At 72.1% G+C, this 26647-nt stretch carries 26 protein-coding genes; 12 read left to right on the top strand and 14 right to left on the bottom strand.

Annotated features, from left to right (window positions below; all coding sequences use genetic code 11):
- Window positions 1-35: 35 nt before the first annotated feature.
- From HNR23_RS01015 to mtrA, 3 genes are read right to left on the bottom strand one after another with little or no spacing between them, the layout of a single operon-like run.
- Entirely contained in the window at window positions 36-1883 is a 1848-nt protein-coding gene (locus tag HNR23_RS01015) for an LpqB family beta-propeller domain-containing protein (protein WP_184072574.1), read from the bottom strand.
- Window positions 1880-3625 (bottom strand): MtrAB system histidine kinase MtrB, encoded by a 1746-nt coding sequence (gene mtrB, locus HNR23_RS01010; protein ID WP_184072572.1) that lies wholly within the window; start codon window positions 3623-3625, stop codon window positions 1880-1882. The genes HNR23_RS01015 and mtrB overlap by 4 nt, the downstream gene beginning before the upstream one ends.
- Window positions 3626-3644: 19 nt before the next feature.
- Window positions 3645-4322: an MtrAB system response regulator MtrA gene (gene mtrA, locus HNR23_RS01005; protein ID WP_067963433.1), complete on the bottom strand. Its 678-nt coding sequence runs from the start codon at window positions 4320-4322 to the stop codon at window positions 3645-3647.
- An 830-nt stretch (window positions 4323-5152) separates the two neighbouring features.
- Here mtrA and HNR23_RS01000 point away from each other — a divergent pair.
- The 7 genes from HNR23_RS01000 (at window position 5153) to HNR23_RS00970 (ending at window position 11283) form a co-directional block, all read left to right on the top strand.
- The gene (locus HNR23_RS01000; RefSeq protein WP_246421519.1) at window positions 5153-6235 is read left to right on the top strand and encodes a glycerophosphoryl diester phosphodiesterase membrane domain-containing protein; all 1083 of its coding nucleotides are present in this window, start codon (window positions 5153-5155) and stop codon (window positions 6233-6235) included.
- Window positions 6232-6936 (top strand): DUF4129 domain-containing protein, encoded by a 705-nt coding sequence (locus tag HNR23_RS00995; protein WP_184072570.1) that lies wholly within the window; start codon window positions 6232-6234, stop codon window positions 6934-6936. Before HNR23_RS01000 ends, HNR23_RS00995 begins: the two co-directional genes overlap by 4 nt.
- Window positions 6933-8141 (top strand): DUF4350 domain-containing protein, encoded by a 1209-nt coding sequence (locus tag HNR23_RS00990; protein ID WP_184072567.1) that lies wholly within the window; start codon window positions 6933-6935, stop codon window positions 8139-8141. The genes HNR23_RS00995 and HNR23_RS00990 overlap by 4 nt, the downstream gene beginning before the upstream one ends.
- A 61-nt stretch (window positions 8142-8202) precedes the next feature.
- Window positions 8203-9198, top strand: coding sequence for an AAA family ATPase (locus tag HNR23_RS00985; protein ID WP_184072565.1), 996 nt, complete (start codon window positions 8203-8205; stop codon window positions 9196-9198).
- 57 nt (window positions 9199-9255) lie between these two features.
- On the top strand, window positions 9256-10557 hold the full coding sequence (locus HNR23_RS00980) for a DUF58 domain-containing protein (protein WP_184072563.1): 1302 nt from the start codon (window positions 9256-9258) through the stop codon (window positions 10555-10557).
- Between the two features lie 61 nt (window positions 10558-10618).
- Window positions 10619-10861: a hypothetical protein gene (locus HNR23_RS00975; RefSeq protein ID WP_184072561.1), complete on the top strand. Its 243-nt coding sequence runs from the start codon at window positions 10619-10621 to the stop codon at window positions 10859-10861.
- Window positions 10858-11283: a type II toxin-antitoxin system VapC family toxin gene (locus tag HNR23_RS00970; RefSeq protein WP_184072559.1), complete on the top strand. Its 426-nt coding sequence runs from the start codon at window positions 10858-10860 to the stop codon at window positions 11281-11283. Before HNR23_RS00975 ends, HNR23_RS00970 begins: the two co-directional genes overlap by 4 nt.
- On the opposite strand, the gene HNR23_RS00965 is transcribed toward HNR23_RS00970, so the two are convergent.
- Entirely contained in the window at window positions 11275-11610 is a 336-nt protein-coding gene (locus HNR23_RS00965) for a hypothetical protein (RefSeq protein WP_184072557.1), read from the bottom strand. The genes HNR23_RS00970 and HNR23_RS00965 overlap by 9 nt on opposite strands.
- Window positions 11611-11652: 42 nt before the next feature.
- A complete protein-coding gene (locus HNR23_RS00960) occupies window positions 11653-12648 on the bottom strand; it encodes a stage II sporulation protein M (protein WP_184072555.1) in 996 nt (331 codons plus the stop codon).
- Between the two features lie 160 nt (window positions 12649-12808).
- Here HNR23_RS00960 and HNR23_RS00955 point away from each other — a divergent pair, with 160 nt between their 5' ends.
- The gene (locus HNR23_RS00955) at window positions 12809-13609 is read left to right on the top strand and encodes an RDD family protein (protein WP_184072553.1); all 801 of its coding nucleotides are present in this window, start codon (window positions 12809-12811) and stop codon (window positions 13607-13609) included.
- Window positions 13610-13783: 174 nt separating this feature from the next.
- Here the strand turns inward: HNR23_RS00955 and ahcY (HNR23_RS00950) are convergent, their stop codons facing one another.
- Window positions 13784-15046, bottom strand: a complete 1263-nt coding sequence (ahcY, locus tag HNR23_RS00950; RefSeq protein ID WP_184072551.1) for an adenosylhomocysteinase — start codon at window positions 15044-15046, stop codon at window positions 13784-13786.
- A 39-nt stretch (window positions 15047-15085) separates the two neighbouring features.
- Complete coding sequence (gene ahcY, locus HNR23_RS00945) at window positions 15086-16522, bottom strand: adenosylhomocysteinase (RefSeq protein WP_184072549.1); 1437 nt, start codon at window positions 16520-16522, stop codon at window positions 15086-15088.
- 141 nt (window positions 16523-16663) lie between these two features.
- Here ahcY (HNR23_RS00945) and HNR23_RS00940 point away from each other — a divergent pair, with 141 nt between their 5' ends.
- Window positions 16664-17155, top strand: coding sequence for a MerR family transcriptional regulator (locus HNR23_RS00940; protein WP_184072547.1), 492 nt, complete (start codon window positions 16664-16666; stop codon window positions 17153-17155).
- 95 nt (window positions 17156-17250) lie between these two features.
- Here HNR23_RS00940 and HNR23_RS00935 read toward each other — a convergent pair whose 3' ends face one another.
- Window positions 17251-17763, bottom strand: a complete 513-nt coding sequence (locus HNR23_RS00935; RefSeq protein WP_184072545.1) for an SDR family oxidoreductase — start codon at window positions 17761-17763, stop codon at window positions 17251-17253.
- Window positions 17764-17876: 113 nt separating this feature from the next.
- Window positions 17877-18074, bottom strand: a complete 198-nt coding sequence (locus tag HNR23_RS00930; RefSeq protein ID WP_184072543.1) for a hypothetical protein — start codon at window positions 18072-18074, stop codon at window positions 17877-17879.
- A 199-nt stretch (window positions 18075-18273) separates the two neighbouring features.
- Here HNR23_RS00930 and HNR23_RS00925 point away from each other — a divergent pair, with 199 nt between their 5' ends.
- Window positions 18274-18717 carry a hypothetical protein gene (locus tag HNR23_RS00925; protein ID WP_184072541.1) on the top strand — a complete coding sequence of 148 codons (444 nt, stop codon included), beginning with the start codon at window positions 18274-18276 and terminating at the stop codon, window positions 18715-18717.
- Window positions 18718-18772: 55 nt separating this feature from the next.
- Here the strand turns inward: HNR23_RS00925 and HNR23_RS00920 are convergent, their stop codons facing one another.
- A complete protein-coding gene (locus HNR23_RS00920; RefSeq protein ID WP_343070374.1) occupies window positions 18773-20845 on the bottom strand; it encodes an acyltransferase family protein in 2073 nt (690 codons plus the stop codon).
- Window positions 20846-21017: 172 nt separating this feature from the next.
- Here HNR23_RS00920 and HNR23_RS00915 point away from each other — a divergent pair, with 172 nt between their 5' ends.
- Window positions 21018-22205 carry a hypothetical protein gene (locus tag HNR23_RS00915; RefSeq protein WP_184072539.1) on the top strand — a complete coding sequence of 396 codons (1188 nt, stop codon included), beginning with the start codon at window positions 21018-21020 and terminating at the stop codon, window positions 22203-22205.
- 37 nt (window positions 22206-22242) lie between these two features.
- Here the strand turns inward: HNR23_RS00915 and HNR23_RS00910 are convergent, their stop codons facing one another.
- The 4 genes from HNR23_RS00910 to HNR23_RS00895 all read right to left on the bottom strand — a co-directional run bounded on the left by HNR23_RS00910 (window position 22243) and on the right by HNR23_RS00895 (window position 25963).
- Window positions 22243-23544, bottom strand: a complete 1302-nt coding sequence (locus HNR23_RS00910) for a serine/threonine-protein kinase (RefSeq protein WP_184072537.1) — start codon at window positions 23542-23544, stop codon at window positions 22243-22245.
- A 304-nt stretch (window positions 23545-23848) separates the two neighbouring features.
- On the bottom strand, window positions 23849-24025 hold the full coding sequence (locus HNR23_RS00905; protein ID WP_184072536.1) for a Trm112 family protein: 177 nt from the start codon (window positions 24023-24025) through the stop codon (window positions 23849-23851).
- 51 nt (window positions 24026-24076) lie between these two features.
- Window positions 24077-25441, bottom strand: a complete 1365-nt coding sequence (locus tag HNR23_RS00900) for a phosphomannomutase/phosphoglucomutase (protein WP_184072534.1) — start codon at window positions 25439-25441, stop codon at window positions 24077-24079.
- A 114-nt stretch (window positions 25442-25555) separates the two neighbouring features.
- A complete protein-coding gene (locus HNR23_RS00895) occupies window positions 25556-25963 on the bottom strand; it encodes a DUF3499 family protein (protein WP_184072532.1) in 408 nt (135 codons plus the stop codon).
- A gap of 242 nt (window positions 25964-26205) precedes the next feature.
- On the opposite strand from HNR23_RS00895, the gene HNR23_RS00890 reads away from it, so the two are divergent.
- Window positions 26206-26601: a metallopeptidase family protein gene (locus tag HNR23_RS00890; protein ID WP_184079687.1), complete on the top strand. Its 396-nt coding sequence runs from the start codon at window positions 26206-26208 to the stop codon at window positions 26599-26601.
- Window positions 26602-26647: the final 46 nt, after the last annotated feature.

The raw sequence follows: 26647 nt of genomic DNA, 5'->3' as shown, positions 1-26647 counted from the left end.
GGCAAGGGCGATCCACCCCCTGTGGACGGGCGGGGTCAGCCGGGATAGACCGGGTTGGCACCGTCGGCGACGCGCTGCCAGCTGATGCGGTCGCCGGTCATCATGATCTGGCCGTCCTCGGTGCTGCACATCAGCGGCCGTCCCGGGGCGGCGGCGACGGTCGTCATGTCGGTGCCCGAGGGCGCCCCGGCGCTGGTGGTGTCGGTGCTCCCGTCCAGCGACACCAGGAACGCCTGGTTGGGCCCGCGGGTGCGTTGGCCGACCACGGCCAGCTGGTCGCCGCCCCGCCAGGAGACGTCGGCGACACGGGCCAGCTCCTGGGCCAGGGGCAGGAGCGCCCCGACCGCGGACTTGTCGCCGCCGTGGATCACCCGGCCGACGAACAGCCGTCCGTCCTCGTCCTCGCCGTCGGAGGTGATGACGGCGACGCGGCTGCCGTCGCGGGATACGCGCAACCGCTCCACTTCTCGGTCGCGCAGCGCCGGGGCGTCCACCTCCACCGGGTCGGTGCCGCCGCGCAGCAGCCACACCCTGGTGGCGGGGTCCCTCGCGGCGTCGCGGTCGTCGGCGCCGTCCCGGCCGCCCTTGTCCTTGCTCTTCTTCCCGGACGTGCCGGCGCTGTCCTCGACCACCCACAGGTTGCCGTAGCCGTCCCAGGACAGCGACGTGTAGTGGCCCCCGGTCAGCAGGGGGGTGAACTCGGCGCCGCTCGCCAGGTCGGCGCCGACGACCCGGTCGCGCCCCGCTTCGACACCGGCGACGCGCCGCTCGTCCAGCGAGACCGCGTGCCGCTCCAGCGGGGTGTCGCCGCGGCCGGCCGCGCCCTCGACCCGGGCCTCGGTCTGCCGGTCGTCCTGCCCGGTGCCGGTCAGCGACCACAGCTGGCCGTTGCGGGTGAAGTAGGCGCTCAGGTCGCGGCGGACGCCCGCCGGGGTGATGTCGTTCCAGTAGTCGTCCCCGGACTGGAGGTTCTCGTCCTCGTTGTGCGGGAAGTCGACCTCCTCGCCGTTGACACTGAGGGAGAAGCCCTGCACCTCCGGCAGCTGCTTGAGCGTCCAGGCCAGCTGCGCCCCCATGCCGAAGGGGTCGCCACCGCCCTCCTCGCTGCTCAGTTCGACGATGACCCGGCCCGAGTCGTAGGCCACGTACGCAGTGGCGTCCTCGGGGAAGGAGGAGACGACCGCAGGGTCGAGCCAGTCGGTGGGGCCGCTGACCAGCTTGTTCACCAGTCGGATCGCACGCTTGTCGGCGCTGACCGGGAGGAACACCGGGTCGGGCACCAGCGAGCTGTGGTCGAGGTTGTAGTAGTACAGATTGAGCGGCCGGTAGGCGCGGTCGACGTCCTGGCGACCGAGCAGCAGCTCGTCGGGCAGGTCCACGATCCGCCACTCGCCCTCGTCGTCCCTGGCGAGCTCGAAGGTGACGTCGATCATCTTGCCCTGCTCGGCGGGGAGGTACTGCCCGCCGCGGTCGAGCGTGGCGATCTGCGGGCTGCGCACCCGCACCTTCGACGACGAACCGTCCCCGCCGGAGTCGACGGACAGCGAGACCGCGTCCATGTCGTCGTAGATGAGCACCGGCCCGTTGCCCGACCAGTCCCCGCGCCGCGCCGGCATCAGGTACTCGCGGGCGGCGTTGTGGTCGTCCTCGAAGCTGCGCATGTCGGTGAGGAAGCCGCGGACCAGGCCCTCCTCGCCGACGCCCTTCTGCGGGCCGGCCGGCAGCATGCGGACGTAGTTGTCATAGGGGTCGCCCGCCTCGCCGTCGCGCCCCGCGCCCTCGACGACGGGGCCGCCGGTGGGCACGGTGGCGCACGCGGACAGGAGCAGGGCCAGCACCGCACCGGAGGCGGCGGCGCGGAGGCGTCCCGGGCCGTGGCTCATGGTTTCTCCCCCATTCCGCCCGTCGGCCGGGCGGGATCCTTCTCCGCCGCGGCCACCTGGCCGTAGCCCACCCTGCGGCGGCCCAGCGCCATCTCCGGCGGGGCCAGCGGCAGCGGCGACCCGCGCAGCTCCTGCCCGGCCTTGCGGGGCAGGGAGAGCCGGAACTGCGACCCCTTGCCGGGGCTGCCCCAGGCCTGCAGCCAGCCGCCGTGCAGCTGCGCGTCCTCCTTGGCGATCGACAGGCCCAGACCGGTGCCGCCGGTGGTACGCGCCCGCGCCGGGTCGGCCCGCCAGAAGCGGTCGAAGCAGAGGTGCTCCTCGCCCTCCTTCAGGCCCACACCGAAGTCGCGCACGGCGATGGCCACGGCGTCGCGGTCGCCCACCGCCGTGACGATGACGTCCTTGCCCTCGCTGTGCTCGATGGCGTTGACGACGAGGTTGCGCAGGATGCGGTTGATGCGGCGGGCGTCGAACTCGGCGTAGCACGGCTCGGCCGGGAGCCGCAGCACGACCTTGATGCCGCGCTTCTCGGCGATGTGCTCGGCGTCGCCGACGGATTTCATGACCACGTCGCGGATGTCCATGGACTCGATGGCGAGCGTCGCCGCGCCGGCGTCGTGCCTGCTGATCTCCAGCAGGTCGCCGAGGAGCTCCTCGAACCGCTCCAGCTGGCTCTGCAGCAGCTCCACCGACCGGGACTGGGTCGGGTCGAGGTCCTCGCGGTCGTCGTAGAGGAGGTCGCCGGCCATGCGGATCGTGGTCAGCGGTGTGCGCAGCTCGTGGGAGACGTCGGAGACGAACTGGCGCTGCACCTTCGACAGCTCCTCCAGCTCGTGGATCTTCTCCTGCAGGTTGCCGGCCATGTCGTTGAAGGACATGGCCAGCCGCGCGAGGTCGTCCTCGCCGCGCACCGACATGCGCTCGCTGAGGTCGCCCGCGGCCAGCCGCTCGGCCGACCCCGCGGCCATCCGCACCGGGATCACGACCTGGCGGGTGACGGCGAAGGCGATCACCGCGAGCAGGATGACCAGCGCGGTGGCCACCAGGATCACGGTGTTCTGCACCAGGTCGAGCATCTGCTGCTCGTGGTCGAGGGGGAAGACGTAGTAGAGCTCGTAGACGTGGGAGAGCTGGGCGCCGACCACCAGGCCGGGCTCCCGCCCGTGCTCGCCGACGATCTCGGTGTTGCGCATGTACTGGGCGTCGAGCTCGGTGCTCTGGCTCACCCGTTCGCGCAGCGGCTCGGGAACGCTCTCGGGGTCGATGGTGGCCCAGCCGGAGAGTCCGCTGGTGGCGGGGAAGATGACGACCTCGTACAGGCCGGTGTCGCCGCTGCGGTCGCTCAGCTCGTCGATGATCCGGACCAGCTGGGAGTCGGGGTCGATGGACTCCTGCTCGCCGTTCTGCAGCACGTCGGTCGCGGTCTTCAGGCCGGCCTTGTGGTAGTTGAGCGCCGCCTGCTCCTTGGCTTCCAGCAACCCCGATTTGACCTGGTCGATCAGGACCACCCCGAGCCCCGCCGAGACGAGGGCGGACAGCACCAGGGTCGTGGTGACCACCCGCAGTTCCAGCGAGCGCCGCCAGCGGGTGTGCACGGCACGCACCAGGCCGCGGGCCGCGCGCTGGGCGGCGAGGTAGCCGCGCAGCAGCAGCGCGAGCACCCGCTGCCACGGCGACAGCACGGCGTCCTCGCCCTCCTGCGGGTCCGCCGCGTGTGCGCCGTCGGTGCTGCTGCTGGTCACGTGCGTGGTCTCGGTCGGATCAGGCGGTGCCCGCCTTGTACCCGACGCCGCGTACGGTCACCACGACCTCGGGGTGCTCCGGGTCCTTCTCGATCTTGGCTCGCAGCCGCTGGACGTGGACGTTGACCAGGCGGGTGTCGGCCGCGTGGCGGTAACCCCAGACCTGTTCGAGCAGGACCTCGCGGGTGAACACCTGGCGCGGCTTGCGGGCCAGGGCCACCAGAAGGTCGAACTCCAGCGGGGTGAGGCTGATGGGCTCGCCGTCGCGGCGGACCGAGTGCCCGGCGACGTCGATGGTGATGTCGCCGATCTGCAGCACCTCGGGCGCCGGCTCCTCGGTGCGGCGCAGCCGCACCCGGACGCGGGCGACGAGTTCCTTCGGCTTGAACGGCTTGACGATGTAGTCGTCGGCCCCGGATTCCAGGCCCAGCACGACGTCAACGGTGTCGCTCTTCGCCGTGAGCATCACGATCGGCACACCCGACTCGGCGCGGATCTGCCGACAGACGTCGATGCCGTCGGCACCGGGCAGCATGAGGTCCAGCAGCACGAGATCCGGCTTCGTCTCGCGGAACGCCTCCAGTGCCTTGTCCCCGTCGTGCACGAACGACGGCTCGAAGCCTTCGCCTCTGAGGACGATGCCCAACATTTCAGCGAGAGCGAGGTCGTCGTCGACGACCAGTACGCGTCCCTTCATCGATGTACCCGGCACCCGGCGCACATCCCGTCGGGGATGCGGCGGCCCGGCGCCTTCTCCTTTCTGGACACTCAAGCGGCACTGATCTGATGCGAGCTCTTGCGAGCACTACTGCCAGGGTCCCTGTGCGGGAGTCGTCGTTGTGCACTGCGCACGCGGCCGGACTCACCACCTAACCTTGCCATCTCCTGGCACGGCGTGGCGTCCGGTCGCCCCTGATCGGCCGCCCCGGGGGCGATCTTCCCTATTTATGCTTGCGTCACGGCGACGACGCGGGCCCTCCCGCCGGGAACACCCTGCCGTCCGACTCGCCGCCCCGTCCAGAGCACCTGCTCACCGAGCGTATGCGACTTGGTCGGTTGATAACCGAAAGCATACAAAAAGAATGAAGGGTATCGGCGGTCCGATTCACGGCGAAAGACCACGCAACAGGGGGAACACCCACGAGCGGGCGGATCTGGCATAGCGTGGGTGACGCCACGGCGGACGGCACGGCACGACGCAGGCACTGACGCCGCAGACGCAAGGAGCACGGAGGCAGCATGTCGCACGAGGACGGTCAGCCCTGGGAGGCGCCAGGGTCCTCCCCTGGCCACGGGGCCGACGGCACCCCGTTTCCTCCGGCTCAGCCCGGGTGGGCGGCCCCCGGCGGCCCGCCTTCGCCCGGCCACCCCGCATCCGCCCCAGGCCCCGAACACCACCGGGACCAGCCGGGTTGGACGCCGCCCGGCGGCCCCCCGCCGCCGCAGCAGCCCGGCTGGGCCGCGCCCGGCGGACCGGCCGGTCCCGGCCACGGCGCCGTTCCTCCCGGCTACGGGACGCCGTACCGAATGGCCGGTTCCGGCCCCTACCCCATGGGGCCGCCCCCGCCGAATCCCGGAGTCGTCGCGCTGCGCCCGCTCACGCTCGGCGACATCTTCAACGGTGCGTTCGGCTACATCCGGCACAACCCCAAGACGGTGTTCGGCCTGGCCGTCATCGTCATCGCGGTCTCCAGCATCGTCAGTGCCTTCGGCATGGGCGGCTACATGGGCGACTACGGGACCTGGGTCGACACGCTCATGGCCGACCCGGCCGCCGACCCCGACGTGCTGCCCTTCGCCCCCTGGACCCTCATCGCGATGTACGCCGGCATGCTCTTGTCCTACATCGGCCAGGTGGTGCTCACCGGCCTACTGGCCGCCGTCGTGGGCCTCGCCGTGCTCGGCCGCAAGCTCACCATGCGCCAGGCCTGGGCGGCCGCGCGCGGCCGGATCGGCGCGGTGCTCCTCGTGGCCCTGCTGCTCGCCCTCATCGGCATCGCCTGGACCGTGCTGCTCGTCGTCTCCCTCGTCACCGCGGTCTTCATCGGCACCGAGGCAGGCGCCGCCGTGGGCCTCGCCCTGTTCTTCTCCGCCCTGGCCGCGGTCATGGCACTGGGCGCGTGGATCTGGGTGCGAACCTCCCTGGCCATGCCCGTGGCCGTCCTGGAGCACCTCGGAGCGGGCCGCGCCCTGGCCCGGTCCTGGCGGATCACCCGCGGCAGCTGGTGGCGCGTCTTCGGCATCCTGCTGCTCGCGACCTTCATCGCCGGGCTGGTCTCCGGCATCCTGTCCACACCGTTCTCCCTGGGCGGGATGGTCGCCGCGATCATCGCCCCCGGGGCCACGTGGGCGTACGTGGCCGGCGGCGCCGCGTCGTTCGTCGGCACCGTCATCGCCGGAGCCCTCACCGTCCCCTTCCTGGTCGGCGTCACCACGCTCCTCTACGTGGACCTGCGCATGCGCCGCGAGGGCCTGGACCTCAAGCTCCAGGCGGCGGCGCAGTCCGGCCACGAGATCGACGCCGGCATCTACCTGCCCGACCCGGCACCGGCCGCCGGCCCCTACCACCCCGGCCACCACCCGGGCGGGGTCCCCGGAGCCCCGGCTTGACCGGCGCGCTCGCGGGAGCCGCGGCAGCACTCGCGGCCGCGGGTGAGCTCTCCCGCGAGGAGGGCGCCCGCCTCGCCCGCGAGGAACTGGCCAAACGCGCCTACAGGGAAGCCGAGCCCACCCTCCTCGACGTGCTGTGGGGGTGGGTCACCGAGTGGCTCGACAGCCTGACCGGCCGGATGGAATCGGCGATGCCCGGCGGCTGGTGGGTGCTGGGACCTCTCCTCGCCGTGCTGGCCGCGGTCGTCATCGGCATGATCGTCTACGCCCGCCCCGCCCGGCGGGCGCGGCGGGCCGTGCGCATCGACACCACCGCACCGCTCACCGCGGCCGACCACCGCGCCGCCGCCGAGCGGTCCGCGGCGTCGGGCGACTACGCCGAGGCCATCCGCGAGCGCCTCCGGGCGGTCACCCGCGACCTGGAGGAGCGCGCCATCATCACTCCCCGGCCCGGCCGGACCGCCACCGAGCTGGCCACCGAGGCCTCCGCGGAGCTGCCGGACCGTCGCGACGACCTGTTCACGGCCGCGCGGGTGTTCAACGACGTCGCCTACGGCGAGCGCACGGCCACCGCCGAGGGCTACCGGGTGCTGCGGGAGCTCGACGAGCGGGTGGCCGCCAGCCGCCCGGTCGACCGCGGCCGCCGCGACCGGGACACCGACGAGCAGGGCAGCGACAGGGAGGCACGGACCGCCGGATGAGCACCACCACCGCTCCCCCCCCTCCTCCGCCGCCCGCCGCCACGGCACCGGGCGGCGGCTCGACCTCGACCTCGGTCGGCGTCGGCACGCTCTGGCGCCGGGCGCGCGGCCCGCTCGCCTTCCTCGGCGCCATCGTGGTGCTCGCGGTGCTGCTGTCGCTGGGGGCGCAGACCACCCGCTCGGGGCCGCTGGAGCCGGACAACCCCGGCACCGACGGGTCCCGGGCGCTCATCGAGATCCTGCGCGACCGCGGCACCGGCGTCACCGTCGCGCGCGACACCGACACCGCACTCGCAGCCACGCACCGGGGCTCTCTACTCGTCGTGGCGTCCTCGCACCGGCTGCTGCCCGAGGAGCTCGACCGCCTCTCCGCGGCCCCCGGCGACCTGCTGCTCGTGCTGCCCACCACCGCGGCCCTGCGGGAGCTGGCCCCGGGTGTGCGGACCGGCGGCGGCACCGACGACCGCACCCTGCTCCCCGGCTGCGACCTGCCCGCGGCGGCCGCCGCGGGGTCCGCCGACACCGGCGGGGAGCTGTACACGGTGACCGGGGACGGCGCCGTGGGCTGCTACCCGGCCGAGGGCGGCGACGCCCTGGTCCAGGTCGCCCGCGACGGCGGCATGACGACCGTACTCGGCTCGGCCGACCCGCTCACCAACGGCAGGCTGGACCGCCAGGGCAACGCGGCGCTGGCCCTCAACCTCGCCGGGGACCGCGACGTCGTGTGGTTCCTCCCCGAGGTGCCCGCGGCGGGCCAGCGCAAGGACGTGTGGGAGCTGCTTCCCCGCTCGTTCGGCATGGCGGTGGCGCCGCTCGCGCTGACCCTGCTTCTCCTGGCGGTGTGGCGGGGCCGCCGCCTGGGGCCGCTGGTCGCCGAGCGGCTTCCGGTCGTCGTGCGGGCCGCGGAGACCACCGAGGGCCGCGCGCGGCTGTACGCGGCGCGCCGGGCCCGCGACCGCGCCGGGGCCGCGCTGCGTTCCGGGCTCATCGGCCGGGTCCGCCCCGCCCTCGGCCTCGGCGCGGACGCCGCGCCCGAGGCGGTCGTCGAGGCGGTGGCCGTGCGCGGCGGGGACGAGCCGGGGCGGCTGCGCACCCTGCTGTACGGTCCAACCAGTGGGCCGGAGGACGACCCGTACACCGCCGACGACCCGGGACTGGTGCGGCTCGCCGACGAGCTCGACCGACTTGAGGAACGCCTGCGGTGACAGGACGCCGACGCGGGCACCGAGCCGCCGAACACGGAGATTGCAGAGAGGTACACCAGACGTGACCGCCTACACCGACCAGGGGCAGCCCCCGGGGCAGCCGTCCACCGAACAGGCGCGGGCGGCGCTGACCGCACTGCGCCACGAGGTCTCCAAGGCCGTCGTCGGCCAGGAGGAGACCGTGACCGGTCTCGTCGTGGCGCTGCTGTGCCGCGGCCACGTGCTGATGGAGGGCGTGCCCGGTGTCGCCAAGACGCTGCTCGTGCGGGCCGTCTCGGCCGGACTGTCGCTGGACCACAAGCGCGTCCAGTTCACCCCGGACCTGATGCCCGGCGACGTCACCGGCTCCGTGGTCTACGACGCGCGCACCGCCAAGTTCGAGTTCCACGACGGCCCCGTCTTCACCAACCTCTTCCTCGCCGACGAGATCAACCGGACCCCGCCCAAGACGCAGGCCGCGCTGCTGGAGGCGATGGAGGAGCGGCAGGTGACGGTGGAGGGCAGGCCCATGGCGCTGCCCGACCCGTTCGTGGTGGCCGCCACCCAGAACCCGGTCGAGTACGAGGGCACCTACCCGCTGCCCGAAGCGCAGCTCGACCGGTTCCTGCTCAAGCTCGTCGTGCCGCTGCCGCAGCGCGACCACGAGGTGGAGATGCTCGGCCGCCACGCGTCCGGCTTCGACCCCGGCGACCTGGAGGGCGCCGGGCTGCGGCCGGTGGCCGGGGCCGCCGAGCTGCGCGCCGCCCGCGCGGCCGTCGGCGCCACCAAGGTCGCGCCCGAAGTCCTGGGCTACATCGTCGACGTGTGCCGCGCCACCCGCCGCTCCCCCTCGCTGCAGCTCGGCGCGTCCCCGCGCGGCGCCACCGCACTGCTACGCACCAGCCGCGCCTGGGCGTGGCTGTCCGGGCGCGACTACGTCACCCCCGACGACGTCAAGGCCCTGGCCAAGGCCACCCTGCGGCACCGCATCGCGCTGCGCCCGGAGGCCGAGCTGGAGGGGGTCACCACCGACGGCGTCCTGGACGGTGTGCTGGCGTCGGTCGAGGTCCCGCGCTGAGGACGGCGGGCACGGCAGCGGCCGGGTCATGACGGGTCAACGAGGTAGAGGAAACGAATGGCGATCACAGGCCGGGCGGTATTCGCCGCGTTCGCGGGCACGCTCGTGGTGCTCATCGCGGGGGCGGCCGGCCTCTGGGTGCTGTGGACGGTACTGGGCGTCCTCGCCGCGCTGATCGCGGTGGACCTGCTGCTCGCGCCCAGCCCGCGCAAGGTCACCTTCGAGCGCGGCGGCGACACCTCCATCCGGCTGGGCGAGTCCGCCACGGTCACCCTGGTGGTGGCCAACCCCGCCGCCCGGACACTGCGCGGCGTGCTGCGCGACGCGTGGGCACCCAGCGCGGATGCCCACCCTCGCGCACACGACGTGGCGATCCCGGGCGGGGGGCGGCGCCGGATCGGCACCGTGCTCACCCCGCGGCGGCGCGGCGACCAGCAGGCCGCCGGGGTGACCCTGCGCAGCGTGGGGCCGCTGGGGATCGCGGCGCGGCAGTGCACCCACGCGGTGCCGTGGAGCGTGCGCACCCTGCCGCCCTTCCACAGCCGCCGCCACCTGCCGGGGAAGCTCTCGCGTCTGCGTGAGCTGGACGGGCAGCACAGCACGCTGGTGCGCGGCCAGGGCAGCGAGTTCGACTCGCTGCGCGAGTACGTGCCCGGCGACGACGTCCGCTCCATCGACTGGCGGGCCACGGCGCGCCGCGACGGCGTCGTCGTGCGCACCTGGCGCCCCGAGCGCGACCGCAAGATCCTGCTCGTGCTGGACACCAGCCGCACCTCGGCCGGCCGGGTAGGCGACACCCCGCGCCTCGACCACGCCATGGACGCCGCCCTGCTGCTGGCCGCGCTCGCGGCCAAGGCCGGGGACCGGGTGGAGCTGCTCGCCTACGACCGCCGTGTGCGCGCCCAGGTCCGCAGCCGGGGCCGGGGCAGCATGGTGCCGAGCATCGTCCAGGCCATGGCGCCCTTGGAGCCCGAGCTGGTGGAGTCCGACCCGACGGGGATGGTCAGCACCATCCTCGGCGGCCAGAGCCGCACCCGGCAGCTGGTGGTCCTGCTGACCGACCTGAACGCCACCGCCATGGAGGAGGGGCTGCTGCCGCGGCTGCCCGCGCTGACCGCCCGCCACCTGCTCCTGGTCGCGGCCGTCGGCGACCCCCGTGTCACGGAGATGGCCGCGGCCCGCGGCGACGCCCGCAGCGTCTACGAGGCGGCGGCCGCCGAACGCACCCTCACCGAGCGCCGCCGCATCACCGCCGAACTGCGCCGCCACGGCGTCGAAGTCGTCGACGCCGACCCGGACCACATCGCCCCGGCCCTGGCCGACGCCTACATCGACCTCAAGGCCCAGGGGCGGTTGTAGGGAGATCCGGCGATGTGCTGATTCCTCTGCGAAGCAGAGCCACGGCACCTAGACTGGTGCCATGAACGCCCAACCTGACTATGAGGCCTTGCGCGAGATAATGGATGAGCTTCCGCCAGCCGGACTGCGACGCCTGCGCGCCTTTGCGGAGACAGACAGCGAAATCGTTCGGCTGCGAAACGCAGACGACGGTGGGCCAGGCAGGCGATTCCTTCCATTCGTCGGGAAGTTCGACTCTGGGCGCAGCGACATCTCAGAGCGCCACCACGAGATCATGCTCGAAAAGCTGAGGCACTCCGAATGATCGTCACACTCCTTGACACAGGAGTTCTCTGGGCGGCGATCGACAAGCGGGACAAGCACCATCGGGTCGCCACCGACCTGTTGGGGTCGATCCCAGGAAGGCTACTGCTCCCCACAACCGTCCTGACCGAGACAGCATGGAACGTCGAATCAAATCTGGGCAGCAAAGCCGAGGCCGAATTCATCGACGACGTGGTCCAAAGCGAGATGGAGATCGTCGAACTTGACCAGCAGGATATTATCTGCGCGGCAAGTTTCATCCGGCAGTACGCGTCCCTAAGCCTCGGCTTCGTCGATGCCTCAGTGATGGCTCTGGCTCAGCGCCTAGAAATCAGCCGAATTGCAACCGTAGATCGGCGGCACTTCTGTGCTGTTCGGCCGAAGCACGTGGATCACTTCACATTGCTCCCGGAATCAATCTAGGCCGCCACCGCCCAGTTTCCGTTTCTGCCGAGACTGCCACTCCGCCTCCCGCCGCTCAGCGGCGTCGAATACAGCCTGGGCCCGTGCGACGTCTTCCTCGCTGAGGGGGCCGTGTTCCGCCTCATAGGCAGCGACGATCTGTTCGAGACCTTCGCGTTCCGCCAGGCGTCGCGTCACCGGGTCGGCTTCGAGGTCAGCGCCGCACCGCCAGCAACGGGTGTGGTTGTGGACAGGCTCGGCGAGCATGTCGGGCGGTGACGGCTGTACTTCCCCTCCCGACGGGTCAGGCGAACCGATCCCCTGCAGCGGCAAGCCATCTGCATCCATGCCGCCAAGCTTGCTACAGGCGGGAGCATGCCCGCATGGAAATCATCCGGATACCGGCAGCACCGCCGGGCGTTCCTCGATGTCGCCGGTTTCGCCCTCCAGGTAGGCCTTGCGGCCGAGGGTGAAGATGTAGGCCAGGAACAGGACCTCGGCCACCACGCCGATGCCGATGCGCAGCCAGGTGGTGTGGACCCAGCCGGTGACCAGGCCCTCGATGAGCCCGGAGATGAACAGGACGAGGATCAGGCCCAGGGCCACCGCGATGGCCGGGCGGGCCTCCTCGCCCAGGGCGCGCAGGCGGGGCCGGTGACCCGGGGCGATGATGGTCCAGCCGAGTTTCAGGCCGACGCCCGCCGCGACGAACACCGCCGTCAGCTCCAGCAGGCCGTGCGGGAGGATCAGGCCGAAGAAGACGTCACCCTTGCCGTGGGCGATCATGATCCCCGCACTCAGCCCGAGGTTGGCGCTGTTCAACGCGAGCACATAGATCACCGGCAGCCCCAGGAAGGCGCCGAAGACGATGGCCTGGGCGGCGACCCACGCGTTGTTCGTCCACACCTGGGCGGCGAAGGACGCGCCGGGGTTCTCCACGTAGTAGTTGGCGAACTCGTGCTCGACGAGGAGGCGGATCTGCTCCGGGGCGGCGATCGAGGCCATCACCTGCGGGTCGTTGATCACCCACACCGCCAGCGCCGTGGCGAACGCGAGCGACCCGGCGGTCGCCCCGATCCACCACCACCGCAGCCGGTAGACCACCGCGGGGAAGGTATGGGTGAAGAACCGGGTGAAGTCGCGCCAGGCCGGGGTGTGGGCGCCGGTGATCGCCGCGCGCGCCCGCGCCACCAGACCGGACAGCCAGCCGACCAGGGCCGGGTCCTCGCCGGAGGAGCGGACCACCGACAGGTGCGTGCTGACCTTCTGGTAGAGCTCGACGAGCTCGTCCACCTCGGGGCCGGACAGCTTCCGGCGCCTGCGCACGAGGTGCTCCAGGCGGTCCCAGTCGGGTCGGTGCTTCTCAGCGAACACGTCGAGTTCCACGCCTGGACTCTACCCATTCCTCCCCCCGCACCGGGATCGGGCGGCCGGTGCCGGTCACCGGACGCGCGCCGGCCGACTCCGACGTGCCGATCTTCCCGGGTGCTGACAGACTGGAGGGGAGGCAGACAGGCGTACTCCTACGACCAGGGAAGAGGCAGCGGTGGCGTATCCGGGCACCGGACCTACACACGGGCAGTCCTCGCTGGTCACCGGGGACGCGGTGGTACTCGACCTGCGCCCGGCCGGGTTCGCGACGCGCATGGCCGCGCTGTTCGTCGACATCGGCCTGCAGGTCGCCGCCGTCATCGGGGTGAACGTCCTCGTCGGCCGGATCGCCGAGGGGGTCGACCCCGCCGCGACGGCCGCCGTCCAGCTCGGCCTGACCGTGCTGATCCTCGTCGGCTACCCGACCGCGTTCGAGACCTCCACCCGCGGCCGCTCGCCCGGCAAGATGGCGCTCGGGCTGCGGGTGGTCGGCACCGACGGCTCGCCGGTGCGGTTCCGCCAGGCGCTGGCCCGCGCACTGACCGCGGTGGTCGAGATCTGGACCCTGTTCGGCGTGGTCGCCCTGGTCGTCTCGCTGACCAACCGCGACGGGCGCCGGGTCGGCGACTTCCTCGCCGGGACGATGGTGGTCTCCGAGCGCACCGGGGGAAGGCGCGACGAGACCATCCTGATGCCGCCCCGGCTGGCCGTGTGGGCGTCCACCGCCCAGCTGGCCGGGCTTCCCTCGGAAACCGCGGCCATGGCCCGCCAGTACGTGCTGCGCTACGGAGAACTCACCGAGCAGGCGCGCTACGAGATGGGCGTGCGGATCGCCGACATGGTGGCCGCCTCGGTCGGCCCGCCCCCGCCGCCGGGGACCGCGCCGCCGGAGTACCTGGCGGCCGTTCTCGCCGAGCGCCGCCGCCGCGAGGAGGAACGGCTCGCCGCACGGCAGGCCGGCCGGCCGACGGGGTGATCCGCCCGGCCGACCGGGCCGCCCCTCCGCGCATCCCCCTCCCCCACCTCTCCGGTGGTCTCGGGCGAACGGTTCGAGTAATCGATGGAATCCGAACCGTTCGCCCGAGAACATCGGAACACCCTGCGGCCGGACACCGGCATCGCGGAGGGCGGAGGACGCCCCGGTCGCGCGTCAGGCGTGCCAGGAGTGCAGGTACTCCTCCTGCTCCGGGGTGAGGTGGTCGATGCCCACACCCAGGGCGGCCAGCTCCAGGCGGGCGACCTCGGTGTCGATGTCGGCCGGGACGTCCAGCACACCGGGGGTGAGCGTGTCCCGGTGCCGGGCCAGCCATTCGGTGGTGAGCGCCTGCACCGAGAACGACAGGTCCATCACCGCGGCCGGGTGGCCCTCGGCGGCGCCGAGGTTGACCAGGCGGCCCTCGGCCAGCAGGACGATACGGCGGCCGTCGCCCAGCACGTACTCGTCGGCCTGGGGGCGCACCTCGTGCCGGACCTCCACCGCCAGCGACTCCAGCGCCTGCAGGTCGATCTCGACGTCGAAGTGGCCGGAGTTGGCGAGCACCGCGCCGTCCTTGAGGGAGGCGATGTGCTCGGCGCGGATCACGTCCCGGTTGCCGGTGACGGTCACGAGCACGTCGCCGATCGGGGCGGCCTCGTCCATCGGCAGCACGGTGTAGCCCTGCATCACCGCGTCGAGCGCCTTGACGGGGTCGACCTCGGTGACGATGACCCGGGCGCCCATCCCGCGGGCGCGCTCGGCCAGACCGCGCCCGCAGTAGCCGAAGCCGGCCACGACCATCGTGCGCCCGGCGAGCATCGCGTTGGTCGCGCGCATGATGCCGTCGATGGTGGACTGCCCGGTGCCGTAGCGGTTGTCGAACATCCGCTTGGTCGCGGTGTCGTTGACCGCCACCATGGGCAGGGTCAGGGCGCCCTCGGCGCTCATCTGACGCAGCCGGATGACGCCGGTCGTGGTCTGCTCACAGCCACCGAAGGTGTCGCCGAGCAGCTCCGGCCGCTCCAGTGAGGCGAGGTTGACCAGGTCGCAGCCGTCGTCCAGGAGCATGTGCGGCCGGTGTTCCAGGACCGCCAGCAGATTGCGGTCGTAGCTCTCGGCGTCCATACCGGCGCGCGCATAGACGGTGACGTCGTAGTCCGTGACGAGCGCGGCGGCGGTGTCGTCCTGGGTGGACAGGGGGTTGGAGGCGGCCAGCGCGATCTGCGCACCGCCGGCGCGCAGGGCGCGCAGCAGGTTCGCGGTCTCCGCGGTGACGTGCATGCACGCGGCCAGGCGGAGCCCGGCCAGCGGCCGCTCGGTGGCGAACCGGTCGTGCACCTGGCGCAGCGCGGGCATGGCGCGGGCCGCCCACTCGACGCGCCGGACCCCGGCCCGGGCAAGGCCGAGGTCCGCGACGTCATGCTCGGGAACTGCCATGTCGTGGTGTGTCGCTACCGGTAGAGGTCGGTGCCGGTATCAGTAGCGGTAGTGGTCGGGCTTGTACGGCCCGGCGACGTCCACACCGATGTAGGCGGCCTGCTCCTTGGTCAGCTCGGTGAGCTTGACCCCGAGCGCGTCCAGGTGCAGCCGGGCGACCTTCTCGTCGAGGATCTTGGGCAGCGTGTAGACGTCGGTCGGGTACTCGTCGGTCTTGGCGAACAGCTCGATCTGGGCGATGACCTGGTTGGTGAAGCTGTTCGACATGACGAAGCTGGGGTGGCCGGTGGCGTTGCCCAGGTTGAGCAGACGGCCCTCGGACAGCACGAGGATCGTGTGGCCGTCAGGGAAGGTCCACTCGTGCACCTGCGGCTTGATCTCGGTCTTCGTGATGCCCGGGATCTTCTCCAGCCCGGCCATGTCGATCTCGTTGTCGAAGTGGCCGACGTTGCCGACGATGGCCTGGTGCTTCATCCGCTCCATGTGGTCGGCGCGGATGATGTTGAAGTTGCCGGTCGTGGTGATCACGATGTCGGCGGTCTCGACGACGTCGTCGAGCGTCGCGACCTGGTAGCCGTCCATGGCGGCCTGCAGGGCGTTGATCGGGTCGATCTCGGTGACGATGACCCGGGCGCCCTGGCCGCGCAGCGCCTCGGCGGAGCCCTTGCCGACGTCGCCGTAGCCGCAGACCACCGCGACCTTGCCGCCGATGAGCACGTCGGTGGCGCGCATGATGCCGTCCGGCAGCGAGTGGCGGATGCCGTACTTGTTGTCGAACTTGCTCTTGGTGACCGAGTCGTTGACGTTGATGGCGGGGAAGAGCAGCTTGCCCTCGCGGTGCATCTCGTAGAGGCGGTGCACGCCGGTGGTGGTCTCCTCCGTCACGCCCTTGATGCGCGCCGCGATCGTCGTCCACTTCTTCGGGTCGGCGGCGAGGCTCTTCTGCAGGAGGGTGAGGAAGACCTTGAACTCCTCGCTGTCGGCGGTGGCGGGGTCGGGCACCACGCCGGCCGCCTCGAACTCGGCGCCCTTGTGGACGAGCATGGTGGCGTCGCCGCCGTCGTCCAGGATCATGTTCGGGCCGTCACCGCCGGGCCAGGTCAGCGCCTGCTCGGTGCACCACCAGTACTCCTCCAGGGTCTCGCCCTTCCAGGCGAAGACCGGCACGCCCTTGGGGTCCTCCGGGGTGCCGTCGCGGCCGACGACGATCGCGGCCGCGGCGTGGTCCTGGGTGGAGAAGATGTTGCAGCTCACCCAGCGCACCTCGGCGCCGAGGTCGACGAGGGTCTCGATGAGGACGGCGGTCTGCACGGTCATGTGCAGCGAGCCCATGATCTTGGCGCCCGCCAGCGGCTTCGAGGCCCCGAACTCGGCACGGGTGGCCATGAGGCCGGGCATCTCGTGCTCGGCGAGGCGGATCTCCTTGCGACCGAACTCGGCCAGTGACAGGTCGGCGACTTTGAAGTCGAAAGACATGCGTGTCCTCACTCCAGACGGGTGGATGCGACCCGAGTCTAGAGGTGCTCGTGTGATCGTTACACGACCCTTGCGTCGAAATTGACGTTTTATTGTCAGATTCAACCGGGGGTGGGGTGCGGTCCGGTTAGAGTCACCCCCATGGCCGACGACGAGACACCCCGCGCCGCCCCGCGTCCCGGAGCCGCCGAGCGCGCCGGCGGTGAGCAGGCGCCCGCGCGGAGTACCGGTGGTGAGTCCGGTCACGAGCGCATCCCCATCTCGGCGGCGGCGCAGCGGCTGGACACCAGCGCCCGAATGCTGCGCTACCGGGAGAGCCTGGGGCTGCTGCCGGTCACCAAGGAACAGCCCACGGGTCGCGGGCACCGGCACCGCCGGTTCTCCGAATCCGACCTGCGCACCATCGCGGTCGGCCTGGAACTGGAGCGCGCCTACGGCATCACCCCGGCGGCGCTCGCGTTCGCACTGCGCATGCTCTCCGAACCCACCACGCTTGCGCGGGTCCGCTCGTTCGGCGAACGGCTGGGCCGCCTGACCCCGCCGCCGGTGCGCGCCATGGACTTCGAGAAGCAGAAGGCCCTGCGCCTCCTCCGTCAACGCCAAGAGCAGGAGCAGCGCCCCCGCCCCCGGTAACCGGCCCGCATCCTCCGTTGATCTCGGAGATATCGGGGTGAAATTCGGCGCTGATACCCCGATATCCCCGAGATCAACGGAGGGGGCGTGTTGGCTCAGTGGCGCCAGGCACCCCGGGCCACGGCGACCGCGGCGATGTCGTCGGCGTCGACGAACACCTGCCGGACCTCCCCCATCGGCACGGTGACCCGCCCGGCCATGATGGCGGGGTGGAAGAAGCCCTCGTCGAAGTTCTGGTCGAACCAGTCCGGCCGCACGATCGTCCACTCGGCGCCGGACGCCTGCACGAGATGCTCGGCGGCCATCAGCCGCTCGTCGCCCATCACCTCGATGGCCCCGCTGGACAGCAGCACGATCCGCTCCACCCCGCGCTCGACCGACCGGGCCGCGAAAGCGGGTGCGATCGGCAGCTCGTGCGGCGCCATCAGATACATCCGCGACGCCCCGTCCAGCACGAGGTCCCAGGTGGCGGGGTCACCCCAGTCGAACGGAACCTCCCCGCGCCGCGACGCGCCCCGCACCCGATGACCGGCCTCCCGCAGCAGCCCGGCCACCCTCCGCCCCGTCGTCCCCGTGGCGCCCAGCACCAGAATCGATGTCTCCGTCATGCGGCCAGTCGATCATCGACCACCTGACAGGGGGTGTCGGGAACCGCGGTTCCCGAAAATGATCATGGCGAAAGGCGGCGATTTTGTCCGTTCCGTCGCGGCGATCGCCATGGTCAGCGCGGGTCCGGCCGACGAAGGCGCCGGAGGTCGCGGATCTGCGACACGGTCGCCGCGACGGCGATGGGGAACCCTGTGATGGCGGCCATGAATCCCGTCTCCGCCGAAGCGAGGGCGAAAACCATGACGAGTAGGCCCGCCATCGACGCAAGCATCAGGTAGAGCTGCAGCTCGAAGCGACGTCCGTCATCCATGCGCATGACCTCCTCTGAGAACCCCGCAACCCTACAGCCGCCGTGTCGCGCCGGTTCAGGCCCACCGGGATCGGGAACAGGACCCGTTGCCCCGGAAGAACCGCCCCCGGCCTCGCGTGGGCGTGACGAGAGACGGAATATGGCCGACGAGCAGGAAAACCGCGCTCCATCACCCCCTGGCCCACCACCTTTGGCCATCGTGCGCCCGACGCCCTGGGTCGCCTTGATCGCGCTTCCCGTGCTGGCGGCCACGCTCGGCACCTATGTGCTGATCCTCACAGCGGAGCCCGGGGCCGCCGTCGTCCACGCCTGGATTCCCGCCCTCGGTATCGCGCTGGCGTGGATGGTCGGCTTCATGCGCGGCGAGATCAGCGTCGCGGGCGGAACCCTACGGCTGAGGGCGTTTCCGGTCTGGACGTTCACCATCCCCGTCGGCCGGATTCGGTCGGTCGAGGTGACCTCGGTCGACGCCTTCGCCGACTACCTCGGCGTCGGCCTGCGGGTCGGATACGGCGGAAGCATCGGAATCATCATGCGGAGCGGCCCGGCCATCGCCGTCACGACGGACTCTGGGAAGAGGTACGTCATGGTGGTCCCCGACCCCGAAGCGTGGCGGCAGAGGATTCTCGTGGCCGCATCGTGACCCCAGCGGCCGATCCGGTACGCGCGGTCGCTGAGGCCGGTCGGCTCCGACGTTCTCACCACTCCCCTGTCACGGGGCGCATCCGGGTTTCGAGGGGTGGGGCCAGGGTGCGCATGTAGGTGGTGGTGATGTGGCCGCCGTCCCAGTAGACGAGGACGTTGCCGATGACCGCCGGGCAGCGGTCGGCGGTGCAGAGGTGGTCGGTGAGGTCGAGGAACGTCACGTTGGCGGGGGCGTCCGCCAGGTCGGAGAGGGGGGACTCCTCGGCGAGGGAGTCGGAGCGGGCTCCGGCACAGTCCGATGGGGGCTTGGCTGCCACGCAGGAGGCGGTGTCGAAGCCGAGTCGCGGAGTGTCGCGGATGGCGATGACGTCGATGCCGAGGGCGGCGAGGGCCCGCCATTTGGCCGTGTAGCCGTCGACCACCGTTTCCTCACCGTAGCCCGCCTCCGTGTCGAGGCTCGTCGTCGTGGCCGTCGTGAAGACCGCGTCGGGGCGCAGGTCGGCGAGTTCGGTCATGACGCCGCGGTTCCACTCCGCGCAGGAGGTGTACTCCGCGCCCTTGTAGGTCTGCGGAGCATCGGTGAACAGGCAGGCGCCCTTGACGATGTTGACGATGCGCCAGCCGTTGTCCTGCGCGATCTCCTCCAGGGCCGGGAACCAGTGGGCCGCGTGCGAGCCGCCGACCAGGGCGATGGTCCGCTCGGCACCGTCAGGGCCGTAGGTGCAGGTGAGGACCTCTGACCCGGCGGTGTCCTGGTTGCAGCCGTCCGCGTAGGTGGTCGGGACGTCGTCGGCCGCTTCTGCCGGTGGAGGGTAGACGGGGAGGTCGGGCGGCTCCGTCTCGCCCGTGAGCGCGGCGGCCCCGGGGTAGTGGGCCGGGTCGGCGACGAGGGCCTCCAGTCGCTTCTGCTGCGCGGTCAGGTGGGCCGACCAGCCGCCCGCCGCCGTCAGGACCGGCAGCAGGCAGGCCAGGGCGACCGCGGGGGCGATGAGGCGGGTGCGGTGGGTCGTGGCGAACCGTTCGACGCGGTCTTCGATCAGATACCTGGTGGCGACGGCGAGGAGGGCGGAGACGGCCACGACGTAGGCGCCGCCGAGTGCGCTGGGCAGGGTCCGGTCGGTGACGGCGAGGTAGCAGACCAGCACCGGCCAGTGCCACAGGTACAGCGCGTAGGAGATGTCCCCGACCGCGTGCAGCGGCCTGCAGGTCAGCAGGCGGTCGGCGGCGTAGCGGCTGTTCGTCGTTCCGGCGAGGATGATCAGCACGGCCGCGCCCGTCGGCCACAGGGCGGCGAACCCCGGGAAGGCCGTCGCCGGGATCAGCATTCCGCAGGACACCAGCGCGGCCAGGCCGAGCCAGCCCAGCACGACACGTGTCCGGTGGCCGAGGTGGAGGTGGGGCAGGGCGAGTGCGAGGAGGCCGCCGAGGGCGAGCTCCCACAGCCGCGCGCCGGTGTCGAAGTAGGCCCACCGCTGGTCGGCGGCCGTGGCCAGGACCGAGTAGGTGAGGGATAGGGCGAAGACCGTCGCGACCGCGGCGAGGACGGTCCGGCGCAGGCCCCATCCGGACCGCGCGGCGATGACCGCCGCCGCGCCCACGAGCAGGGGCCACAGCAGGTAGAACTGCCCCTGGATGGACAGCGACCAGAAGTGCTGCACCGGGCCGGCCGCGCTGTTGTTCGCCAGGTAGTCGACGGACTCGGCCGCCAGCCACCAGTTCTCGTAGTACAGCGCGGCGGCCACGACCTGCTGGATCGTGTCCCGCCACCGGTCGTCCGGCAGGAACAGGTAGGCGGCGGCCAGCACCCCCGCCAGGGCCACCGATGCCGCCGGAAAGAGCCTCCTGACCAGCCGGGTCCAGAACGCCGCGACGTCCACCCGCCCCCTGCGCTCCACCATCCTGACCAGCGAGCCCGTGATCAGGAAGCCGCTGAGCAGGAGGAAGACGTCGACGCCTCCCGAGACACGGCCGAACCAGATGTGGTAGACGACCACGAGCAGGACGGCGAGCCCGCGCAGGCCGTGGATCTCGGGCCGGTGGCCGGTACCCGGCCCCGCGGCGGGGCGGGCGGGGCCTGGGGCGGCGGGACGCGCGGGGGACGACTGCGGGGGCGGGGCGGGCAGCACGGGGGAACGACCAACCTCGGGGGGACGGAGGTATGCGATGCTGCCCCGCGGGCGTTACCGCCGGGGATACCGCGTCTGAACCTCCGGTGGCCCGCGCGGAATTTCCGGCCGACGGGGACGGATCCCGCCGAGTCAGGTTTTCGGCGGGCCTTCGCGGGCTACTGTCACAAACGTGAACCCGCATCAAGGCCGACCCTTCGCCCTGGACCGCTTCCCGGCCCCGATCCGCCGGCGGCTGGCCGATCTCGACCGGCTCCGCGATGCCTGCGCCGACCACCAGCGGTACACCGCCGGGGGCCGCCCGCAGGAGGCCCTGCGCAGAGTCCTCCGACGCCACCTGCGGGAACTGCGGCTGCTGGCCGAACAGGAGGAGGCCGCCCCGGACCGGCTCCGGGCCGAGGAGGACATCCTGGTGGAGCTGGCCGCCGAGTGCCGCTCGGGGGAGAGCCTCACCCCGGGCTACCTCAGTGACCTGGCACGGCGGGCGCCGGACTTCGGCCTGCCGCCCGACCTGCCCGAGCAGTCCGGCAAGGTGCTGGCGGAGGCGGCGACGGTGGAGACCCACCCGGTCATCCGCGCCGCCCACCTGTTCCTGGCCTGCGAGGCGGAGCTCTGGCCGGATGTGCCCGTGCCCCCGCGGCCCCACCCGCTGCCCTGGGTACTCGCCTCGCTGTCGCTGATGCGCTCCGGCTACCCGCCACTGCCGGTGGACCGCCGCCTGCGGCCGCGCATGCTGGCGGTCCGCTCCCGCGCCGACTCCTACGATCGGCTGATCGCGCTGATCCCGATCTTCGCCGACCTGGCCGCGGCCGCACTCCGCGCCGAGCTCAGCCGGACCCCCGTGTCGGCGCCGACCAGGGAGACCACCACGTCGCACGGGCCCGCACCGCTGGCCGGCGCGCTGCACCGCAGGATCCAGGAGCATCTGCGCCGTCGCGGGGACTCGCTGACCCAGGTGCTGCGCGAGCTCGACCCGGACGCCCGGGTCGCGCACAGCGCCGGGGACGTCGCCGAGGACGCCACGGCGCGGCGCTGCGACGAGGCCGCCACCCGCGCGCTCTTCGAGCGGGGTCCGGGCTGCTGGTGGTCGTCGATGGAGATCGCGGCGGCGGAGGCGGTGCTGAGTCTGCTGGTGGCCGTGCAGCAGGTGGGGCCGCCGTCCACGGGGGTACTGGCGGTCAACGCCGACGGGGTGCTGGTCGGCGAGGAGGGGCGGGTCGACGTGCTCGACCTCGCCTGCATCGACTGCGTCACCATCATCCCCACCGACTGCGCGGACGAGCGCTGGCCGGACGTGGAGGCGTTCGTGGACGACGTGGCCTCACGGGCCATCGACCGGTTGACCCACGCGATGTACTGACGCCCCGGCCGCTGCACGCCGACCTCGCCGGGAGCCGCTACCCGATCGAGAGCAGCACGAGCAGCAGGACCAGGATGATGATCGCGATCAGCACCGCGGGGACCATCCACCCCTGCGAGAAGATCGGGTCCTCCGGCGCGTTCTGACGTGCGGCCTGCTTCTGCGGCGGCATGGCGGGGCGTGGCGCCTGGGTGGGCATGCCGTGCATGGCCCCGTAGGTGGTGTTCGGCCCGGCGGGCGGCGCGTAGTGGGCTCCCATGCTCGGGTGGGCGCCGGTCGGGCCGGGGCGGCCCCCGTGCGGCGGCTGCGGTCCGGGCTGGTTGGCCATGGGCACGTAGGCGCCCTGCTGCGGCCCGGTCATCGGCCGGGCGCCCATGACCGGCCCCGGCTGCCCGGGCGCGGGGAACGGGGTCTGCGGTCCGCTCGGGGTCGCCGGACCGTGGGGCGCCCGCAGGCCGCTGGGGGCGCCCGCCTCGGCGATGCGCTCGCCCTCGCGGACGGCGTCCGCCGTGGAGGTGGAGTCGGCGGGGTCGTCGTGCCCGAGGAGCCGCATCAGCAGCGCCTGGGCGCTGGGACGCCGGTCGGGGTCCTTGTCCAGGCACTGGCTCACGATGGGCAGCAGCGCGTCGGGCACCCCGTCAAGGTCGGGCGGAGCGCTGACGACGCGGTGCACGACCGCGGGCACGCTGTCCTGGCCGAAGGGGGCGTTGCCGGTGGACGCGAACGCGACCACGCAGCCCCAGGCGAAGATGTCCACCCTGTCGGTGATGTTCTTGCCCTCGATCTGCTCCGGCGCCATGTAGGAGGGGGTGCCGACGATCGAGTTGGTCATGGTGGCGGTGCCGTCGACGACACGGGCGATGCCGAAGTCGATCACCCGCGGCCCGTCCGGCCCCAGGAGCACGTTGCCGGGCTTGAAGTCCCGGTGCACGATCCCCGCCTGGTGGATGGCGACCAGCGCGGTCGCGGTCGACACGGCGAGCCGCTGCAGCTGGGCGCCCTTGTGCGGCCCCTTGGCCACCACCGCCTCCTGCAGCGACTGGCCGGGGACGTACTCGCTGACGACGTAGGGCGGGTCCTCGTCGAGCCGGGCGTCGTGGATCGCCGCGGTGCAGAAGGACGCCACCTTCCGCGCGGCCCGGACCTCCTTCTCGAAGCGCCTGCGGAGGTCGGTGTCCTGGGACCACTCGTCGTTGAGGACCTTGATCGCGTACTCGTCGCCGTCCGGGTCCCGGCCGAGGTAGACGACGCCCTGGCCGCCCTTGCCGAGGCGTCCGACCACGGTGTAGTCGCCGAAGGCGCTGGGATCGCTCGGCATCAGCGACTCGGGACCGGGCATCGATCTCCTCCTAGGCGAGGTCGTGTCTTTCTGGCGCGGGCGCACGACCAGGGTAGGGGTTGGCCGCAGACGCCATACGCCGCATGTGAGTCCACAGTGGCGCAATCGGTTAGAGCGATCAAACCGGCGGACCGTTCCCCGCAGAGCGGCGGAATCGGCCGAACGGCTCGGCTCCCGGCGAAATCGCCCGAAGCGACAACGCCGCGACGCCCCGCCCCCTCCGCATCCTGACCGGATGTGGACGCAGTGGAACATCGCGGCGCGGGCCGCGGTGCGGTGCCGGACCCACCGGGCACCCCGGGTGTCAGCGGATCTCGCGGGCCTCGTCGACGAGCAGGACGGGGATTCCGTCGCGGATCGGGTAGGCCAGCCCGCTCTCGTCGCAGACCAGCTCGCCCGCCTCCGCGTCAAGGCGCAGCGGCGCCTTGCTCTTGGGGCAGGCCAGAATCTCCAGCAGCCAGTCGTCGATCTTCGCGCTCATGCTCATCTTCTCGTCTCGTGTCGGTGCGGCGGTCCGCGGCGGGCGGCGCGGTCAGGCCCGGATGACGGCCAGGACGTCGTCGCGGAGCTTGGCCATGGTCGCGGTGTCGGGCGCCTCGACGTTGAGCCGGAGCAGCGGCTCGGTGTTCGAGGCGCGCACGTTGAACCAGCTCCCGTCGGCGAGCGCCACGGTCAGCCCGTCGAGGTGGTCGATCCGGGCGTCGGCGCGGCCCGCGTAGGCCTCGCTCACGGCGGCCATGCGCCCACCCTGGTCGACGACCTCGGAGTTGATCTCGCCCGAGGCCGCGTAGCGCGAGTACTCTGCGGTGATCTCCGACAGTTTACCGGTGCCGGAGCCGAGGAACCGCAGCACGTGCATGGCCGCCAGCATTCCGGTGTCGGCCCGCCAGAAGTCGCGGAAGTAGTAGTGCGCCGAGTGCTCGCCGCCGAAGATCGCCCCGGTCTGGGCCATCGTCTCCTTGATGAAGGAGTGCCCGACACGGGTCCGCACCGGCTCGCCGCCGTGCTCGCGGACGATCTCCGGGACGGCGTGCGAGGTGATCAGGTTGTGGATGATGGTCGCGCCCGGCTCCTTGGCCAGCTCCCGGACCGCGACCATCGCGGTGATGGCCGACGGCGGGACCGGCTCGCCGCGCTCGTCGACGACGAAGCAGCGGTCGGCGTCGCCGTCGAACGCCAGGCCGATGTCGGCGCCGGTGGCGCGCACCCTGGCCTGCAGATCGACGATGTTGTCGGGGTCCAGCGGGTTGGCCGGGTGGTTGGGGAACGTGCCGTCGAGCTCGAAGTACAGCGGCACGACCTCCAGCGGCAGCGGGTCGAGCACGGTGTCGCCGAGCACCGCCGGAACGGTGTGGCCGCCCATGCCGTTCCCGGCGTCCACGACGACTTTCAGTGGACGGATGTCGGAGAGGTCCACCAGTGAGCGCAGGTGCGCGGCGTAGCCGGCGAGCATGTCGCGCTCGGTCACGGTTCCCTCGGGGCCCTCATGGGCCGGCACGCCCTTCTCGGCGAGCGCGCGGATCTCGTCCAGCCCGGTCTCCGAGCTGATCGGCGCCGCCTCGGCCCGGCACATTTTGATGCCGTTGTACTGGGCCGGGTTGTGGCTGGCGGTGAACATCGCGCCGGGCAGCCCGAGGTGCCCGGAGGCGTAGTACAGCAGGTCGGTCGAGCCCAGCCCGGCGAACACGACGTCGACGCCCTGCGAGGTGACGCCCTCGGCGAACGCGGCGGCGAGTTCGGGTGAGGACGGCCGCATGTCGTGCGCGACGACGACTGCCGCACCCCCCGCCACGCGGGCGAACGCCGCGCCGATGGCCCGTGAGATGCCGGCGTCCAGCGTGTCCGGGACCACGCCCCGGATGTCGTATGCCTTGAAGATCTGACCGAGGTCGCCCACAGCTGCTCCGGATCTCACGCGACGGACAGGGTTGCGCGGGCGCGAGCGCCGTGCCCGCGCACGCCTACCAACGTACAAGACCGGGGTGGGCGGCCGACGAACGGCCGGTGGCGTTCAGGCGTCGCGCGGCGGGCGGCCCGGGCGCTGGTCAGGTGGGTGCTGGGGGCGCTGCGGCTCGGATTTCACGACGCGCAGGTGGCCGCGGCGGTGGGTTTCGACACCCTGTCCGACGGGGTCGCGCACGGCCGGTGGTCGGGCCGCCTCGCGGACGGCGTTGGCCAGCGCCTCCAGGTCGTCGCTGCCGGGGCCGCCGCCGGTGTTGTCGGCGGGCAGCCGCACGACCTCCCAGCCGCGCGGCGCGGTGAGGCGTTCGGCGTGCATGGCGCACAGGTCGTAGCAGTGCGGCTCGACGTAGGCGGCGAGCGGGCCGAGGACCGCGGTGGAGTCGGCGTAGACATAGGTGAGCGTGAAGACTGCTGGCTGCCTGCACGCGGTACGCGAGCAGCGTCGGACAACGCTCACGGGGATAGACTCTAGGCCTTTCTCCTGCAACGCGCCAGCATTGCCCCCCGTGTCCGTTACCGGCGCACGCCCCCGTGACCACGTCCTCGGGCCCGCAGGGGTTACGGTCCGGCCCGCCCGCGCTGCGGGGCCGCCCGAAGGCGCGCCCGCCCGCGCCTCGGGGCGGGGCTGCGCGATGGGCTCGGATGGCATAGTCTCAGAGCGTGCGACGAGTGCACCTTCACAGGCCGCAAGCCGACCGAATACGGCGCCGTGACCGCCGCGGGCGCGGCATTCGCGGACCTCTGGCTCCGCCTGAACTCCCTATCGCCCGCAGCAGGGCACAGATCTTCGACGACCTCGTGCTCGACGCCGTCGAGCGCTTGGAGCGCCTGTGGGCCCGGGAACTGGCCAACGTGGAATTCCTGGTCGAGGACGTGCCGCAGGTCCCCGCCGGGGTCACCGCGGAAGACGGCATCCCCTTCTCCCGGCTCGAATCGACCCGGTCCGGGCAGGCGCGCATCATCATCTACCGCCGCCCGGTGGAGATCCGCACCAAGGAACCGGAGGAGATGGCGCTCCTCGTCTACGACACCGTCGTCGAGGAGGTCGCCAACCTGCTGGGCCTGGAGCCGGAGACCGTCGACCCCGAGGCGTGAGCCCCCGTGCCCGGAGCCGCCCGCCCAGGCTGCGGCCCGGCGCGTG

Source organism: Nocardiopsis mwathae, assembly GCF_014201195.1.
Lineage (GTDB): Bacteria > Actinomycetota > Actinomycetes > Streptosporangiales > Streptosporangiaceae > Nocardiopsis_C > Nocardiopsis_C mwathae.
Note: the sequence above shows the minus strand (reverse complement) of the source record. Positions and strands in the feature narration are given on the sequence as shown.